This window comes from Methylobacillus sp., from assembly GCF_036844465.1.
GTDB lineage: Bacteria > Pseudomonadota > Gammaproteobacteria > Burkholderiales > Methylophilaceae > Methylobacillus.
In genome coordinates, this window is sequence record NZ_DAIUFW010000005.1 from 99,018 (window position 1) to 116,971 (window position 17,954).

The following is a 17,954-nucleotide window of genomic DNA, read 5'->3' on the forward strand; positions in this document are numbered from 1 at the left end:
GCCCTCTATCAATGGAGGGCCATTTTTATATCAACCAGTTATTGGTCTATTTAAGCCATTTTGCGGCGGCGTACTGCAAAACCAACCAAGCCAACACCAGCCAGCATCAATGCATAAGTAGAAGGCTCCGGTACAGCCGCAATAGTCAGGTTAGTAAAGCCTGGGCTACCGATGTCGCCCACTGTGGAGCGCCAGGAACCTTCGGAGTCACCCACTTGTGACAATACCCAACCGTGTACATTGTTTTCACCCAGCACGTCTACGCTGCCAGGAATGCCGCTGTTGTAACGGGCACGGATACCACCGATGGTATTGTCGCCATAGGTCAGGCGGTCCACCAGGTTTTCGTCGGCATCGTAGATGTTGATTTCATCAGCGCGGCCCAGGTTAGGGTTCAAGTTGCCGATGATCTTGACGGAATCATCCAGGCCCCAGCGAGCGCGGAATTCTTCAGCAGTGATTTCGGTCAGGATCACGGACTCGCCAGCCTTGACGATACCGAAATCGGACAGTTCAAAAGTAAAGCTTTGACGGCTGTCGTCGTCGTAGCTCCAGTAAGTGAAGTCGACATCGAATTGGCCAAGGTTGGTGAGCTCGATGTACTCGCCCTTTTCATCCGCAACGCGGCTCTGGTAGTTCCACTCGGTGATATAGACGTTGTAGGCGTTAGCTGCAAAAGCAGGAGCTACGGAGAAAGCACTGGCAGCGAAAACACCAGCAGCAATCAACTTATTGATGACATTCATGATTAACCTCTCTGATTTAAAAAATAAAAAACAACACAGTCACTACAGAAAAATCTTTATGCAACGCGGCGGCGGGTAGCAAAACCAAGCAGGCCAAGACCGGCCAGCAGCAAGGCATAGGTTTCAGGCTCAGGCACGGCTGGCGTTGGCCGCAGGAATACAAACACGCGAGGCTGTTCATCCACGATATAGATATTGCCCAGCTCATCGATGGTCACGCCTTCAGCGGTACCGCTCAGGCGACGGAGATCAATGGAGCTCAGCACTTCGCCGGTACGGGTCACTTCCAGCAGCAGGCGCGATTCCTGGCTGATGATCAGCAAGTTGTCATCCAGGCCGGTGCCAAGGAATGAAGGCACGGTGCCCAGCACCTGCACATCGGAAAGATCCAGCACGCCAAGCAGTCCAGCATCGAACAAGATATTGTGGCTGCCTGTGCCGTCATTGAAATCAATCTCAGCCTGGTAGACGGCTTGAGGATTCTTTTCCTTCACCGCGATAAAGGTGTTATTGCGCGGATCCCAACTCAAGCCCTCCAAACCTTCGTTGTTGCTGTAGCTGCCGAAAGAGTAGGCGGGCGTTACTGAGGAGAGGCTCAACGTTGTGCCAGCTTGGTAATCAAGCTTGTACACGCTCTGTGTACGCTCTTCACCCAGTGCAAATTGGCCGTTGCCGATGTAGGTCAAGGATTCAGCATCAAAACTTGAGCCGAAATTCAGTTTCATCGAGCCGACAACTTCGCCGGTCTTGGTTACTTCGACAATGGCTTCGGCTTCATCGCCGACGACGAACAAAGTGCCGGTATCCCAGTTGTAGGTAATGGCCGAGGCTTCACCTGCCATGCCTATCTGGCCGGGCAGGTTAAACCGATAACCCAGGGTGTATTCGGAAAGATTGAGAGATGGTTGGGCAAGCGCCAGAGTAGAGATGGAAAGCCCGGCGAGCAGTACCAGAGTACGTGCGATCATTTGAAATTCCCCTAAAGATGGTGATGCTAAAAATTGTTGATTAATGATTAATCGAAGGGAATAGTGCAGATCGCAAAAGACAATGGGATGAAGAGATTCGTAGTCTTGCTGCTAGTCTTGAAAACCAGAGAACAGACTATGTCTTTCAATAAAATATTTGAGTAGAAAAATCGGCCTCACTCACTGCGCAATGTGTGAGAAACAGCACCCGAAAAGCAGGAAAAACTAGCTGCTGATATGCAGACTCATGGCACGATGGAGAATACCGGCATCCATATACTCCTCGCCTGAAACCTGGAACCCGGCTTTTTCATAGAAAGGGATAGCATGGGTTTGCGCGGAAACCTCGATATGCAACCAGCCCTCCCGTCGGCAATATTCGATAGCCGTCTGCAACAGCGTCCAGCCCACGCCCTGTCCGCGCCATGAAGCCAGCACCGCCATACGCCCGATGCTGGCGCCTATCAATATCCGCGCGCAACCGACAGGCTTCCCGTCCTCTGCAACGGCTAGCAGATGCGTGGCTGTCTCATCCAAACCGTCCCACTCCAGTTCAGGCGGCACATGCTGCTCCACCACAAAAACCTGTTGCCTGATAGCAGATATCTGCGCCTGTTCAGTTATCCATTCCGCTTCCCTGATATAAAACTCCATTTGCATCCCCTTGAAATATACCCGTTGCACATCATCCGATGCTGACCCAACACATGCGCTTGCGCAACAAGATATTGCGATAAGAGAGGCTTGCAGGCATCATTTACCTTCGCCTTGAGCGATGTAAAACAATATCAACCCAGTAGATTTGGATGAGAAGGTAGAACGATGACAAAATTTTTAGGCTTCCTCGGGCGCATTCTGATGGCGCAGATTTTCCTGATAGCAATTCTGATACAGCTCTATATGATCACGCAGCACCCTGAGGGGTATCAGAGCTACCAGATTTATCTGGCCCAATTCGGCCTAGTGCCTTTCTTCGCCCCGTTGACCATCCTGATTCAACTGATATTCGGTCTGATGCTGCTGCTCGGCTACAAAACCAGATTTGCCGCTTACGCCCTGACAATTTACGCTATCTTCGTCGCCGTTGTGCTCAAACTGCAAGTAGGCGACCTGATCGGCTTTATGCAATACCTCGCCATTGCTGGCGGTTATCTCACGATCGCTGTGCATGCGCCAACGGCATTCAGCCTGGATAACTTGCGCAAGAGAGCCTGATGTTTGGGCCTTGAATGCAAAATAAAAAAGGCGGGTTAAACCGCCTTTTTCATTCAAGCCTCTGCAAGATTGCGCGGTATCTTGAACACCACGTTTTCCACAACTCCGCTCAACTCTTGCACATCGGCAGCGCCCAGTTCCCCAAGCTTGCGGATCACCTCTTGCACCAGCACCTCCGGCGCGGAAGCCCCGGCAGAAACACCGATACGCTTCTTGCCAACGATCCAGGCAGGGTCAAGGAAACTCGCATTATCTACCATATAGGACTCCACGCCCTGATTCTGCGCCACTTCGCGTAAGCGGTTGGAGTTGGAGCTGTTGGGCGACCCTACCACAATCACCAAGTCGCAATCTCGCGCCATTACCTTGACAGCATCCTGGCGGTTTTGCGTGGCATAGCAAATGGAATCGCTACGGGGAGACATGATCTGGGGAAATCTGGTCTTGAGCGCATCCACGATGGAAGACGCATCATCTATCGACAAAGTCGTTTGCGTGACATATGCCAATTGCGCAGGGTCTGCAACTTCCAGCTTTTCCACATCTTCCGGCGTCTCAACCAGATACATACCGCCTTCTGACTGCCCCATGGTGCCTTCCACTTCCGGGTGCCCTTTGTGGCCGATCATAATAATTTCCTTGCCAGCTGCGCGCATCTTTTCCACTTCGATATGCACCTTGGTCACCAGCGGGCAGGTAGCATCAAAGACCCGTAAGCCACGCTCCTCTGCTTCGGCACGCACATCCTTGGAAACCCCGTGAGCGCTGAAGATTACGGTATTGCCGGCAGGCACCTCATCCAGCTCTTCCACGAAGATCGCGCCTTTTTTCTTGAGGTCATCCACCACAAACTTGTTATGCACCACCTCATGGCGCACATAGATGGGAGCGCCAAATTTCTCCAGCGCCTGTTCCACGATAATGATCGCGCGGTCTACCCCTGCGCAAAACCCGCGCGGGTTGGCTAATACAATTTCCATTCTTCTCTCTGTCATCCTGTGTTGCCGCACTTCAGTCCACTGTCCTCTTGCTATTGGCCTAGCCAATGCGCGAAGGTCAACAACAGCAATAGTCCTATCATCAATACCAATACCCGCCAGACCAGCCCCACCGCACTGCGCAGATAATCTGCATCCGCAGCATCGCCCAGGCCGAGTTCCGGGCGAAATACCAGGATGCCGTTCATGGGTAACGGCTCGCCGATCTTGGCTCCTAACGCGCCTGCGCCACTCGCGAGTATCATGCCCATCGCCTTGTCTGCCCAACCTTCCGCCTGTGAGCGCCAGCAATAAATAGCATCCTCGAAATCCCCGACAATGGCGAAACTGCCAGCGGTCACAAATGCGGGTGGCCAATTGATCCAGTAAAAAACCTTTCTCGCCAACTGGTTGAAAGGTGTGACTTCCTGTGGCTGCCACTCCATCGTCGCGATATGGGATAACCTGTAGAACACAGCCCCTGCAGGGCCAAAAATGACAATCCAGAAAATCGGGGCGAACAGACCATAATGCGCGCGTGACAATACAGTTTCCACACTGACCTGCGCTACCTGCGTCAGCGTGAAATGATCGCTATCTACCTTTTCCCATTGCGCGAGCAACTGACGGGCTTCGTCGATATTCCCAGTACGCAGCGCCGCAATGATTTCCTCGGCACGGGGACCGAACTGGCTCAGCCGCAATGTGACATACAACACGCCCACGCCGAACAGAATGCCCAACACGGCATTGATCTCCAGCAGGAGATAATAAATTCCCCCAACCAGCACACTGGGCAGCAACACCATCAATACCCATGCCGTCGTCCCCTGCAAGCGGTTGCCACCGTTGAAGTTGCGCTCCAGCAACTGGGCAAAAGGAGCAAATATCTCCTGCAACCAATCCTGTTTGCGGTGCGGGCGGTAATAGGTCAGCGCCAAGGCGCCGATGAGGATAATGAAATTCACGGCGACACTCCTGCTGTGTTTTCCGGTTGAGTGACAGGCTCCAGTGGCATTTCAACAGTCAGTACGCTGTCATCCACAATTTCCACTGTCGGCAGATTCAACGTCGTGTCCTTGGCTTTCACAAAATCCAGCACCTTGGAATAGGTCTTGCCATAGGCCAACAAGGGATGCGCCTTGATTTTCGCTACAAACACCTTGCGCAACGGCACGGTATCGACCTGGATCGGCGCAACAGGCTGGGCATCCGCATCGATGATGAAACCTGCGCGGGCATGAAGTTCCTTATAAGGCGTGGTGCGAGGGTCGCTGAAAATCAGCGTGATTTCAGGGCCGGGCTTGATCTTCTGCTCCACCAGCTCATGCAGGACTTCTTCCTGCTTGCTGGAAAGCTTGGAGTATGGCCCCTCAGCTTCCAGATAGGCGTAACGGTAATTGCCGCGCTCGGCAATCTCAACCTCGGCGGTTGAAAACAGCCCCCACCACCACAGTACGAGGAGGATAGGAATCAGGAATACCAGCAGGAAATAAGGTAGTTGTTTTTTCACGTTCTTGACTGCCATCCGGCCATTGATCTTTTATTAAACAGGTATGCCGCGCAAGCGTTATACATCATGACGATACCTGACAAAAGATACCACAGACACCGTTTGTATTCATCATAACTTTCACCGCGGGCAGCACCTGACGTTGGGCCTGCACAAGCATTAAATCTCAGTATAATGACAGCTTTTGTGTTTCAAGCCCTTGCAAACCATAATGAGAAATACTGCCACCCTGCTTGTAACCTGCCCTGACCGCAAGGGTATCGTCGCGTCGATCGCCGATTTTCTTTATCGCCACGATGCCAATATCCTGCATGCTGACCAGCATCAGGATGCTGAAAACAACCTGTTTCTCATGCGGGTAGAATGGGATTTGACAGGCTCCAGCCTCACTTTGGACAATTTTGCCGAACACTTCTCCCCCATAGCTGGGCAGTTCGACATGAATTGGGAGCTCAAGGGATCGCAGCGCCGCGCACGCATGGCCATCATGGTGTCGCAATATGACCATTGCCTGGTTGACCTGCTGCACCGCCATAAAAGCGGCGAACTCGATTGCGATATCCCGCTCATCATCAGCAACCATCGCGATACGGAAAACCTGGCAAAGTTCCACGGCATTCCCTTCTTTCACATTGCCGTCACCAAGGACAACAAGGTCGAAGCCGAAGCGCAGCAATTTGCCCTGTTTGACGAATATCAGGTCGACCTGATCGTGCTGGCACGCTATATGCAGATTCTTTCTCCCAGTTTCGTCAAGCGCTACCCACATCGCGTCATCAATATCCACCATTCATTCCTGCCTGCCTTTATCGGCGCGCGCCCTTATCACCGCGCCTTTGATCGCGGGGTAAAACTGATCGGCGCTACCAGCCATTACGTCACCGAAGTGCTGGACGAAGGCCCGATCATCGAGCAAGACATCACCCGCATTTCCCACCGTGACCAGGTCGAAGACCTGATTCAGAAAGGCAGGGATTTGGAGCGGGTAGTGCTGTCTCGCGCTGTGCGCTGGCATATCGAAAACCGTATCCTGCTTTACGCGAACAAAACCGTTATCTTTGATTAATATAACTTTGTCGAAAAGCTGGCACATGTGCCAGCTTTTCGACAAAGTTGGGTGCAGTGCGCACACCCATAAGATGGTTAAAAAGAAATATTTCATATTAACCATCGCCCGAAAAATACAATTAAATTTATTTAAAAACAAAAACATAATGTATTTACACCTTTAAATCAAAAACATAATTGCAACATGGTGGCGTGATATATGCTGGGCAATATATTGCTCCTTAGGATTGCTTTACTTGGCAGTCACGCCAAATGTCAATTATTGACAATAGCAACAAGGTTTTCAGGTTAGATGGAGGCGGCAGGACAGCCAATAACGGCACCTAGCTATTTATAAAAATCATCTTAAGGGTTGAACGTGTTAAATAAGCGTAAACACCTCATGTTCAAATATACATGGCCTATGTTGGTGGTCACCGCAGCCTGGGCTACCGAACCGCAAGGGGAACCAAAAACACCTGCCAATTCACTGCAGGCAGCTTCCAGTGCCGCACATGCGGCCGTTGAAGCCGCCAACGCAGCCGCTGTCGCCGCGACTGCGGCTGCCAGTGCAGCCACTGCCGCCGCCAATGCAGCGAGTGAAGCGGTCAGAGCAACCGAGCAAAGCCTGAAACAGCCACAATTGGTGATTGCACCCACCGCGCTGGAACAATTGGCAAAGCCGCCAGCAACCGCCACATTGCCTGCTGTTTCCACAGCGCCGCAGGCAATACAAGCACAAACCAGGGTTGCACCAATAGGTCTGCAATCACTGAACCTGGATCTGCCCATCCAATCTCAATCTATCGCTGCCGTCGAGGGCCTACATCTGTCCCGGCTGTTTGGCATCAGTACCATCCCGGTTGCGGTAGCCAATGAAATCCATAATGAATACCTGAGCAGCGACTATGCCGCCCAATCCCATGTATCACAGGTGCCGGCTGGAATCATAGAGTCTATGGATATTCGCGCCGCCACTAATGCTGCGGTGGACTTCAGTCGTGATGTGCATGTTGCCGATGAGCGCCTCAACCAGGCAGAGGCACAATCCAAGCAGGCACGCGGCTTATTGTTGCCCAACCTGTCCGTGCGTTATGGCAAGGGACGCGAAATATCCTCGCCATCTTCCGCCATTGATGCCCGCACCGGTTCGCGCATGGAAGAATCTCACCACACCCGCACTGACCGCGTGATCACTTTGCGCCAGCCATTACTGGATATGCCAAGCATTTACGACTGGCAACGCCGCCAAGCTCTTATCTCCTCCCGCGAGGAAAGCCGCCGCGGCAGCCAGGGAGACGCCTGGCTATCTACTGTCAACGCCTACCTCGGCCTGACAACCAGCCGCTTGATTGCCGATTTATCGCTGGGCTATGAAAACCAGCTCAATGAACTGTTTACCTACGTGGACAAGCGAGCGACTGCAGGCGCTTCCAGCGATGCCGATCGTGAGCGCGTGCGTGCCCGCAGCCTGTCCGCCCGCTCAGCCCGCACCCAGCAGGAGGCAGCGCACTCCGCGGCCAGCATCGAGTTCCTGCGCCTGACCAATGTCGCGCCGCAAAACATCCGCCTGCCTGAGCGGGAAGACATGGGCACCATCCCGGCCACTGCTGCCGACGCCATCAAGGTGGCAATGAGCAACAGCCCGGATATTGCGTCCCTGCGCGAAGAACTGCGCGCCTCGCAGATCGACCAGAATGTCGCGCGTTCACGTTATGCGCCGCGCCTGGATCTCGAACTGTCGCGCTGGACTACCGATAATGCAGGTGGCCCAGTCGGGGAGCAGGACGATAAGCGCTTCATGGTGGTCATGAACTGGAACCTGTTCAATGGCGGCAGCGATTACTACCTGACCAAGGAAAAACTCTCCCGCATCGAGGAAGTCCGTTACCGGCTGGACGACCTGCAACGCCGTATCAGCCAGGCCATGATCTCGCAATACGCCATTCTGGAATCCTCCCGCGAGCAATTGCTCGCCGGTTACCGCGAACTGAACGCCATTACCTCCGCCGCCAATGCCATGTCGGAGAAGATGTTCGCAGGCAACCAATCCCTGCTGGATTTGCTAGATGTGTATGACCGCCAGTACCAGGCGCGCACCCGCCTCGTCACCCTGCACGCGCAGGAAATCGACGCCCTGTCGCAGATCAACCGCCTGCTTGGTCAATCCCAGCCCATGACCATGGCTGCGGCCAGCAGCCACATTCCCGGTTTCGGTCCCGTGACCGATGCGCCCGGCAATACAGGCGATGCCGTCACTTCGCCGCTGGCCCCGCTGGAAACAGGCACGGTCACGCCATTGCCAAAGGAATAACACCATATGCAGCTCGATAACGATCAGGACGACGCAGGGATTTTTTGGCCAGGCTATGTGGATGCAGTCAGCAACCTGGTGCTGAACCTGCTGTTCGTGGTGACTATCCTCACCATCGCCGTTTTCATCTTCGCCATGGAACTGGGGCGCCGTCATGTCAGTGCCGAGACGCCAGTCGCCCCGCCGAGTGAAGAGCAATTGAAGGTCTCGCAAATCACGCCTTCCGACATGGAGGCCGTCGCGCCGACCTCGCATCAGTCCGACGATGACGCGGCCCGCCTGCGCCTGCAAGTCGATGCGCTGCAAAAACAACTGGCCGCGCTCAAGGGCAAGGATGACGAAGCCCGCCGTCTCAAGGATGAGCTGGCCGCCCTGCAACATGAGAAATCCGCTGGCCGCAACAGCCCGCGCCGCGTGGTGGCCGCCACCATTCGCGCAGAAGAGCCTGATATGACCATCGCTGGCGCTCAAGGCGGCCTGGTGGTCGACTTTGTCGATGATGCCGTCACCATTTCCACCAGCGAGGCCGATGAACTGCGCGGACCATTGCAGGCCATCGTGGATAGCGGCAGCGCCACGCTGGAAGTCAGCGTGCCGCCAGGGTTTACCGAGGCTCGCCGCCTGGCTTTCTACCGCGCCATGGCAGTGCGCAACCTGCTGATCGAGATGAAGCTGCCGGCAGACCGCATCCGTGTCTCCATCGTGGACGGCAACGCCAGGTCTGATAGTTCCCTGGTTTCGGTAGTGCCTGCGGGCAACGCCTCTACACAATAATAAAGAGACATGACTGAATGAGCTGGCTGCGCAAACAATGGAGTGGCATGACACCTTCACGGGCTTTCGTGTTGATCAGCCTGCTGGCCATCGTTGCGCTTGTAACATGGGCCGCCCTGGCACAGGTTGACCTGATCGTGCGCACGATCGGGCGCGTCGTCCCGGCAGGCAAGGCGCAAATCGTGCAGCATCTGGAAGGCGGCATTGTGAGAACCATCCTGGTACAGGAAGGAGAAATCGTCAAAGCGGGCCAGCCCTTGATCGAGCTATCCGACATCAAGGCACGCTCCGATCTCGGACAGGAACGTACCAAACGCGATGCCTTGCGTGGCCGCGAGGCCCGCTTGTTGGCTGAGGCCAGCGGCAAGCCCAGCATCAACTTCCCTGCCGATCTGCACGACGCCGAAGTCAAGCAGGTAGAATCCGCCGCCCTGCGGGCCAGGCTGTCGAGCATCAGTGAGGAATCGCGCGTATTACGTGACCAGAGCGCCCAACGCCGCGGCGAAATATCGGAGATAGAAACCCGGCGCAGGAACCTGGTTTCGGAAATCGAACTGGCACGTCAGCAGCACAAGCTGATCGAGGGTCTGAACCACAATGGCGCGGCTTCCAAAATGGAACTGCTGGATGCGGAAAGCCGTTTGCAACGCCTGGAATCGCAACTGCGCGAGGCGGAAGCCGCCCTGCCACGGCTGAAAGCAGCCCAAGCAGAAATCGAATCCAAGGTCAGCGAACTATGGGCGCGCTTCCGCGCGGATGCCACGGCGCAATTGACTGATGTGCGTGCCGAATTGCAGCGCTCCACGCTGGAGTTCGAAACCAATGCCGACAAGCTTGACCGCAATATAGTGCGTGCGCCCATGGCCGGCTTCGTCAACCGCATGATGCTCTCTACCGTAGGCGGCGTGATCCGGCCAGGCGAGCCATTGCTGGAGATCACCCCGGAAGACGAGCACATCGTGGTGGAAACACGCTCCAGGCCGGACGACCGCGCCAACTTGCGCAACGGCTTGCCGGCGCGGGTGCGCATCGGCGCATTTGACTATGCCACTTACGGCGCCTTGCCCGGCAAGGTCACCGAAGTGAGCGCAGACACGCTGTTCGACGAGCGTGAAGGATATTACTACCGGGTGAGGGTAGATGTAGGCAGCATCAGCGAGATCAAGCTGGCGAAAAGCGCCGGCCCGATTTCGCCGGGGATGTCGGTGACTGCGGATATCGTGGTGGGCAAGCGCACCGTGCTTTCCTACCTGCTGTCGCCGATGATGCGTTTTGGGGATCGTGTATTCCGCGATCCGAGATAACAATTACTTGTTAAAGGCTAGTTCCACATGTTGAAGCGACTAAGAATCTATTACTTTTACACGGCTTTGCCATTCGTGCTGCTTTTGCTGGGCGCTGCTATCTATCACAAGGCGATTCTCAAGACGCTGACCGACAATCCGCATCCGCAGATCAACTACGTCATCTTCTTCATCACCATCCTGGGCGGCATCCTGATCCTGCTCAACGTCCGCCGCATGTTGCGCGAAGCCAGAACGCTGGAAAACTACACCAATGCCGCGCAGTCCGGCGAAAGCCCAGCCCAGTTGCAGGACAGGGCGCATGCCTATGAAGGCGACATTGCCTACGTGCTGCGCATGATGGCTTCCTCCACTGGCCGCGGCATTGCCCACCAGGAACAGGTCGCGATCGATGCCGAACTCAACAGCGCTGGCCGCCGCCTGACCAACCGCAATGCCCTGCCGCAGTTCCTCACCAGCCTGCTGGTCGGCCTGGGCCTGCTGGGCACCTTCATCGGGCTGCTGGCGACCCTGGACGATATCGCTATCCTGATTTCCAGCTTCGCCACCATCAACGTCGGGGTGGATAGCCCGGTTGAAGTATTCCGCGACATGGTCTCCCGCATGCGCGCGCCCATGCACTCCATGGGCATTGCCTTCTCCGCCTCGCTGTTCGGCCTGCTGGGCTCCATCGTGCTCGGTTTCATGATGGTGGCCGTGCGCCGCTGCAACCAGGAAGTGCTCTCCATTCTCGGCTCCGAAGTAGCCCAGCATATCGAGCAAGCCATCTCGCGCCTTGCCAGCCATACCCAGGCAGGAAACGGGAACGGCAATGCCACTGCTGGTGGCGCAATCACCGTCATCGAAGGCGAAGCATCCAGCACTGGCTACCTCGCCAACATGGATCCTGCCGAACTCAAATTCCGCCGCGAAATCGCCACGGAGGAAATCCGCGTGCTGCGCCGCATCGAGGAACGCCTCAGCGAATCCTCGCGCTTGCAGGACCGCGCCTTGCAAGCCGAGCTGGATAACTTCAACAAGCAACGCAGCGAAATGATGCGCGCCATGGCAGACCATAATGAATCCGTCTCCCAATTCCGCGGCGAGCTGCAACGCGTGGGCCGTCAGCTCGGCACCATCCTCGCCATGATGGAGCGTGGCAATGCCGATATGCTGGCCCAGCTCAACGACCACTTCTCCGAGCTGATTCAGACCACAGCGCGGCAGGGAACCGATCTCTCTCGCATGAGCGATATGCTGGCGCGCATGACGGACGACTCGATGGAACTGCGTACCAACATCACCGATATGATGGACAGATTCTCGCCTGCCGAGCAGCGCGCCCTGTTGTCCTCCTTACTGGAAGAGGCAGGCAAGCAACGCCGTTAATGACATACCAGGCATGTAAGTTGTTGAATGCCCGGCATGGCCGGGCAGCACATTGAAAGGAACACCACCATGGCAATCACCCAACCTGCAGTCACTGAACAGCGTAACGGCCCCAGCAGCAAGCAAAACCACGTGACCAACGTCACGCGGGTTGAAGCGGATGCAAACGGCATCATCCGCCTCACGGAAAGCCATGGCGCGCTCAAATCGGTCGATGTAGCCGACGTGGACCTGGTGCTGGGCTTCGCCGATGGCACCTACATCATCATCCCCAATGGCGCCCTCGACGCACTGGAAGTCAATGCGCCCAAGGTCGAATTCGATGGCGACAAATACACCACCAGCCTGAGCGAGCTTTTCCAGCAGGTCGGCACTGTGGACGCCGCCGATGCCGGCAACCTGCGCATCATCAGTGAAAACATCGACACCCGCCTCACAGAGCTGCAACCGGACGAGATCGACTACACCTCGTTGTTCATGGCGCTGAACAACCACACCTCCGCGCCAACAGCCCCTGCTGCCCCGTTGCCACAAGCGCCGACCTTGCCGACAGCTTCCCAGGTGCAGCGCGGCAGCCTCAACGGCCGCGGCAACAACAGCGGCGAGGCGATGGATGCGATTATTCCGCCGAGGGTGGATCAGCCTTCGGTATATCGGCTGGGGAATCGGGTGGAGACTGTTGACAACCTGAATATCGGCCTGCCTGTCATTAATGGGAGCTTATATACTTCTGACAGTTTCAAAACTACTGGTGGCACCGCAGAAACCACTGCACCAAGAGGTGCTCGTGATCCCAGCCAGGCAGAAGATTCTGCCTTCAATACAGCTGCAAGAAACGCAGCGAGTCAGGCTTATATAGAAAAAATCTCTGGCACTAACGGTAACGACAATATCAACTGGAATACAGCAGGCTTCTCAGCAAATGACGAAACCTGGAGCAAGACATTTCATCTTGGCACCAATGGCCTGGATAATATCAGCACCATCCGATTGCAATCTTCCGGCACGCTGCCTGATGGCTTCACTATCACTGGCCCTGGGGTTACCTCCGTTACTTCGGGGGGAGTCACCACATGGTTCATCAACCCTGCCATGTTAAATGCCGATGGCTCTATTGACCTCGACATTTTCTACAACGTGGGGGGCGCCAATACTGACTTCACAATCAACGCCTATATGCATGGTACTTCTGGGCCCTATACTTTCGACATTGGCAAGGATTTCTACTTCAGCTATCGCAATGCCACCACTACAGAAGATTTCACAGCGACCAAGAATGGGGAAGCGGTGCTCATCCTGCCGTCCAACGGTACTGGATATATCATTGATGGCGGTGATGGAGATGACATTATCAGCGCCGGTGCAGGCAATGACACGCTGATCGGCGGTAGTGGCAACAATACTCTTGATGGTGGAGCAGGCAACAACACTGCCAGTTATGAAAACATGACTGCCGGGCAGAATGTAATAGCCAGCCTGAATAATGATGCGACTGGCAGTGGTGTTGTCAGCGGAGGCGTAGCCACTGACACCTACACTGGCGGTATTCAGAATCTGACTGGCGGCGCAGGCGATGACCAACTCACCGGCAATATCCACGCAAACCGCCTGATTGGCGGTGATGGCAATGACACCCTGGCAGGCGGTGGCGGAGCCGATACTCTCGATGGCGGAACTGGGGTCGATACCGCCAGCTTTGCCGGCTTGCAGGCAGTGAATGTCAAACTGGATGCAAATGGCAATGGCACTGCCACCAGTGACAGCGGCGATGTGACCCTCATCAGTATCGAAAGCCTGATCGGCACCGACCATGACGATACCTTTCAGGTTTCCGCGCTCCCCAGCGAAGCTGGCGGGGTGAAGAGCGGAGTGATTCGAGGCGGTATGGGAACAGACACCCTGATCTATAACGTCGCTGATGATTTGAATGTTGATTTACAGACTGGCACGGTCAACGGCATCACCAATATTCTCGACAGCATTGAGAACATTACGACCGGTAGCGGCAATGACACCATTGTCGCAACCAATGGCGTGAACAAGATTGATGGCGGCGATGGAAACAACACCGTGGATTTTATGCATGCCACGACTGGTGTTTCAATCAATATTGTCGACCCGACTGTCGAGACGCTCATCAGCGGCGGCAGCAGTGCCGATATTTTACGCAATATCCAGAATATCAATGGCTCGGCAGCGGGCAACGACACGATTACCGTCGGGAATTTCGATAGCATCCTCAATGCGCGCAATGGAAGCAACCTGATAAAAGCAGGTACAGATACCGGAAGCAGCACCTACAACATCACAGCCGGATCAGGCAATGACACCATTGAAGCATTAGGTAGCGGCAACAACACCATTGATGCAGGCAATGGCAATAACAATATCAAAGCTGGCAATGGCAACAACACCATTACCGCGGGCAGCGGTAATGACACGATTGTTTCCGGCACAGGCCTGAGCAATATCACGGCAGGCGATGGCACAAACACCATCACCATCGGCAATGCCAATAGTACTGTGACAGGCGGCACGGGCAGCGATACCGTTATCTATAGCCTATCCACAAGTGTTTATGCCAACATCGACACCGGCTTTGCCGGTACCAGCCTCGGCACAGCCCAGGCAAATCGCCTGGTGGATATCGACCACCTGACAGGCGGATCAGGCAATGACACGCTGATCGGCAACGATGGTAACAATATCCTGCGCGGCGGCGCAGGCAATGACTCCATCTTTGGCGGCGGCGGCAACGATACCATTTACGGCGGAACAGGCGCCGACATCATTGATGGTGGCACAGGTAACAATACCGCTGTCTATACCTCCTCAGTCCTGGTTTCGCTCACAGACGGCCTGGCTCGCACAACCAATGCCAATGGCGACGTGCTGGGTTCCGGGATGATCGTGAATGGTGGCATTGCTGGGCGCATCACTGGAGGCTCCACCGCCAATACGGAAGCATTTGGAGATGTGCTGTCCAACATACAAAACCTGACAGTAGAAGGCTCCGGGGCAAGTCACCTGATCGGAAATTCACAAGCCAACCGACTGACAGGCGGCAGTGGCAATGACACGCTGGAGGGTATCGGCGGTGGTGATACCCTGGATGGCGCTGGCGGCTCTGATACTGCAACATATATCCATGCCAGTGCTGGCGTAAAGGCAAGTCTGGGAGCTACAGGCCTGGATGCCAAAGCAGCGGCTGCGCTTGCTGCAGCAGGCGGCATATCTGCCAACACAGGCACTATCAACGGGCTTGCATCTGATACTTTCATCAACATAGAAAACCTAACCGGTACGCAATATGACGACGTATTGGTTGCACGCAATGGTAACAGCACGCTGCGCGGGGGAAATGGTAACGACACCTTGATTGGCGGTACTGGTGATGATTACCTCGACGGGGGAAATGGTAACGACGTGATTTACGCCACACAGGGGAGGGACATGGTTTTTGCCGGCAACGGGAACGACACTATTCATGCGTCTGTGGATGAAATAGCAAATGGCACTCCACAGTACACAACAAACCGCTTCAGCAGTATTGATGGCGGCGGAGGTACTGATGACACACTAGTGCTCACCGGTTTCATCGATAATGCCACCTATGCGCTCTCTACCCTACGTACTGGTAATGGGCTTGCTAACAGCGGTAGCGGTTTAGTAAAGAATATCGACATCATCGACATCCGCGACGGGAAAAACACTAACCTTGCTGTTGATGCTGCAACAATCAACGGTATCAAGACCGGCATCAATGCCAATACTGGTTCAGAATTGATAATACGTGCAGATACTGGGGACAGCATCAGCATTTCCCATCCTACAGATAATTGGAGAGAAATCGATCTTGGCGGTGGCAATAAGGAATATCTGATTTATAACGGTGCATGGAATGATGCAAGCTCCACGCTAATTGCTACCGTGCAGTGGCAAGCTGCCTGATGATAAGCAATTCGAATACTTCTGCGCTTTCCAGCCTGTGGTCACTGCTCCGCGCCCAATGGCTTGAAGTCGGCATTTCCAGCCTCCTGATCAACAGCGGCCAGATCCTGCTGCCGCTGTTCTCCATGCTGGTGTATGACAAGATCGTCAGCAATGGCGTGTTCGAGACGCTGTGGGCGCTGGTGATCGGCATGCTGATCTTCATCTTGCTGGATGTCGGCATGCGCATGACCCGCAACTGGACGGTAGAACGCGTCGCGGCGGACATGGCGCGCAAAACGGATGAAGGGTTATGGCATAAGCTGCTGGCAGACCGTGACATGCCGGCAGGCGGCGTAGCAACCTTTCTGGCGCACTACCGCGACCTCACCAACGCGCTGAATTTCGTTTCCTCCACCTATCTGCTGGCAATTGCCGACTTGCCGTTCTACCTGCTCTACATGCTGGTGATCGGCTTCATTGCCTGGCCGATCATGATTCTGGTCGGCGTGCTAACCCTGATCTATGCAGGCATCGGCTATCTCGTGCAGCGCCAGACGCTGCGCCTCAACCGGGATGCGGAGAAAACATCCACCCAGCGCATGGCTTATATCGGCGAAGTGTTGCAAGGCATGGAAGTAGTGCGCACCACGCCCGGCGTCACCGGCCTGTTGCAAGGCTGGCGCTCGCAATCCGAGAAAGTGAGCGAACTGGAAGCCGCGCGCCGACTGTCGGCCAGCCATAGCAATACGCTTTCCGCAGGCATGATGACATTTACCACCGTGGCTGTGCTCACGCTGGGCGCTTACCTGATCGAGGCACGCATGCTGTCCGTCGGTGGCTTGATCGCCTGCTCACTGATCGCCGCGCGCGCCATGATGCTGGTGACTTCGCTGTACCTGGTGTTGGGCAAATGGGAGGATTTCACCCGCTCCGCCAAACGCATGGACGACCTGCTGGAGTCCGGCAAGGCTGCGCAAGGCGTGAGCCACGATGTCGAGCAATCCGCGCCGCATGCCTCGTTCAAGGTCAGCAAGCCGGAAGCCAAGGGCGACATCACATTGCTGCGTTTAAGCAAGCGCTATCCCGACCGGCCTGCCGCGCTGGACAACGTCACGCTCAATATCGCCGCAGGCGAGAAAATCGGCCTCTTGGGACGTCCCGGCGCAGGCAAGAGCACCCTGCTCAAGCTGATCGCCGGCCTGAGCATCGCGGATGAAGGCGAAGTGTTGATCGACGGCTACGAACTGCATGCCATCTCTCCCGCAGACCGTGCACGCTGGCTGGTTTACAAGCCGCAGGAGCCCGTGCTGTTTGCAGGCACGTTGGAAGCCAACTTGCTATTGGCAGGCAGCAAACCGAACAGCGAACGCATGGAACGCGCGCTATGGGCCTCCGGCCTGGAGGAAGAACTCAAGCAAGGCCCCCTCACCCTCACCATGGCGATTGCCGACCGCGGCAGCAACCTTTCCGGCGGGCAACGCCAAAAGGTCGCCCTCGCGCGTGCTTTCGCCCAGAGCAGCAACATCCTGCTGCTCGACGAACCCAGCCTGGGGCTGGACCCGGAAGGCGAACAGCTTCTGGCGCAACGCCTGCCGCAGGTAGTGGGCAACGGCAACCTGATCATGATCAGCCATAGCGCCGCCATGATGACGGCGGTTCAGCGCATCATTGCCCTGGACGGTGGCAAGATCGCAGCCGACGGGCCGAAAGAGAAATTGCTACGTCCGGCTTAAACCACGTCACCACCCCATGCCAGCCGGAACCTGAATTTCTCCCTGACATTCCTGCCTTATCA

14 protein-coding genes are annotated in these 17,954 nt (G+C 55.5%); 8 read left to right on the forward strand and 6 right to left on the reverse strand.

The window, feature by feature from the left end; translation table 11 throughout:
• Positions 1-50: 50 nt before the first annotated feature.
• From V7Z75_RS08360 to V7Z75_RS08370, 3 genes are all read right to left on the reverse strand, one after another.
• Complete coding sequence (locus V7Z75_RS08360) at positions 51-746, reverse strand: lamin tail domain-containing protein (RefSeq protein WP_334108160.1); 696 nt, start codon at positions 744-746, stop codon at positions 51-53.
• A gap of 56 nt (positions 747-802) precedes the next feature.
• Positions 803-1,714, reverse strand: a complete 912-nt coding sequence (locus V7Z75_RS08365) for an SdiA-regulated domain-containing protein (protein ID WP_334108161.1) — start codon at positions 1,712-1,714, stop codon at positions 803-805.
• A 225-nt stretch (positions 1,715-1,939) separates the two neighbouring features.
• Positions 1,940-2,368 (reverse strand): GNAT family N-acetyltransferase, encoded by a 429-nt coding sequence (locus V7Z75_RS08370; RefSeq protein WP_334108162.1) that lies wholly within the window; start codon positions 2,366-2,368, stop codon positions 1,940-1,942.
• A gap of 168 nt (positions 2,369-2,536) precedes the next feature.
• Between V7Z75_RS08370 and V7Z75_RS08375 the strand changes: the two genes are divergently transcribed.
• Positions 2,537-2,929: a DoxX family protein gene (locus tag V7Z75_RS08375; RefSeq protein ID WP_334108163.1), complete on the forward strand. Its 393-nt coding sequence runs from the start codon at positions 2,537-2,539 to the stop codon at positions 2,927-2,929.
• Positions 2,930-2,982: 53 nt separating this feature from the next.
• Here V7Z75_RS08375 and ispH read toward each other — a convergent pair whose 3' ends face one another.
• The 3 genes from ispH to V7Z75_RS08390 are packed head-to-tail and all read right to left on the reverse strand — an operon-like array spanning position 2,983 to position 5,419.
• The gene (ispH, locus tag V7Z75_RS08380) at positions 2,983-3,909 is read right to left on the reverse strand and encodes a 4-hydroxy-3-methylbut-2-enyl diphosphate reductase (protein ID WP_334108164.1); all 927 of its coding nucleotides are present in this window, start codon (positions 3,907-3,909) and stop codon (positions 2,983-2,985) included.
• Between the two features lie 50 nt (positions 3,910-3,959).
• A complete protein-coding gene (locus tag V7Z75_RS08385; RefSeq protein WP_334108165.1) occupies positions 3,960-4,874 on the reverse strand; it encodes a CobD/CbiB family protein in 915 nt (304 codons plus the stop codon).
• Complete coding sequence (locus V7Z75_RS08390) at positions 4,871-5,419, reverse strand: GyrI-like domain-containing protein (protein WP_334108166.1); 549 nt, start codon at positions 5,417-5,419, stop codon at positions 4,871-4,873. The genes V7Z75_RS08385 and V7Z75_RS08390 overlap by 4 nt, the downstream gene beginning before the upstream one ends.
• A 211-nt stretch (positions 5,420-5,630) precedes the next feature.
• Between V7Z75_RS08390 and purU the strand changes: the two genes are divergently transcribed.
• From purU to V7Z75_RS08425, 7 genes are all read left to right on the forward strand, one after another.
• Positions 5,631-6,485 carry a formyltetrahydrofolate deformylase gene (purU, locus tag V7Z75_RS08395; protein WP_334108167.1) on the forward strand — a complete coding sequence of 285 codons (855 nt, stop codon included), beginning with the start codon at positions 5,631-5,633 and terminating at the stop codon, positions 6,483-6,485.
• 384 nt (positions 6,486-6,869) lie between these two features.
• Positions 6,870-8,780, forward strand: a complete 1,911-nt coding sequence (locus tag V7Z75_RS08400; RefSeq protein WP_334108168.1) for a TolC family protein — start codon at positions 6,870-6,872, stop codon at positions 8,778-8,780.
• Between the two features lie 6 nt (positions 8,781-8,786).
• Positions 8,787-9,554, forward strand: coding sequence for a hypothetical protein (locus V7Z75_RS08405; protein ID WP_334108169.1), 768 nt, complete (start codon positions 8,787-8,789; stop codon positions 9,552-9,554).
• A gap of 47 nt (positions 9,555-9,601) precedes the next feature.
• Positions 9,602-10,858, forward strand: a complete 1,257-nt coding sequence (locus tag V7Z75_RS08410) for an HlyD family type I secretion periplasmic adaptor subunit (RefSeq protein WP_334108170.1) — start codon at positions 9,602-9,604, stop codon at positions 10,856-10,858.
• A 27-nt stretch (positions 10,859-10,885) separates the two neighbouring features.
• Positions 10,886-12,226 (forward strand): hypothetical protein, encoded by a 1,341-nt coding sequence (locus tag V7Z75_RS08415; RefSeq protein ID WP_334108171.1) that lies wholly within the window; start codon positions 10,886-10,888, stop codon positions 12,224-12,226.
• Positions 12,227-12,295: 69 nt separating this feature from the next.
• Entirely contained in the window at positions 12,296-16,177 is a 3,882-nt protein-coding gene (locus V7Z75_RS08420; RefSeq protein ID WP_334108172.1) for a beta strand repeat-containing protein, read from the forward strand.
• On the forward strand, positions 16,177-17,892 hold the full coding sequence (locus V7Z75_RS08425) for a peptidase domain-containing ABC transporter (RefSeq protein ID WP_334108173.1): 1,716 nt from the start codon (positions 16,177-16,179) through the stop codon (positions 17,890-17,892). Before V7Z75_RS08420 ends, V7Z75_RS08425 begins: the two co-directional genes overlap by 1 nt.
• Positions 17,893-17,954: the final 62 nt, after the last annotated feature.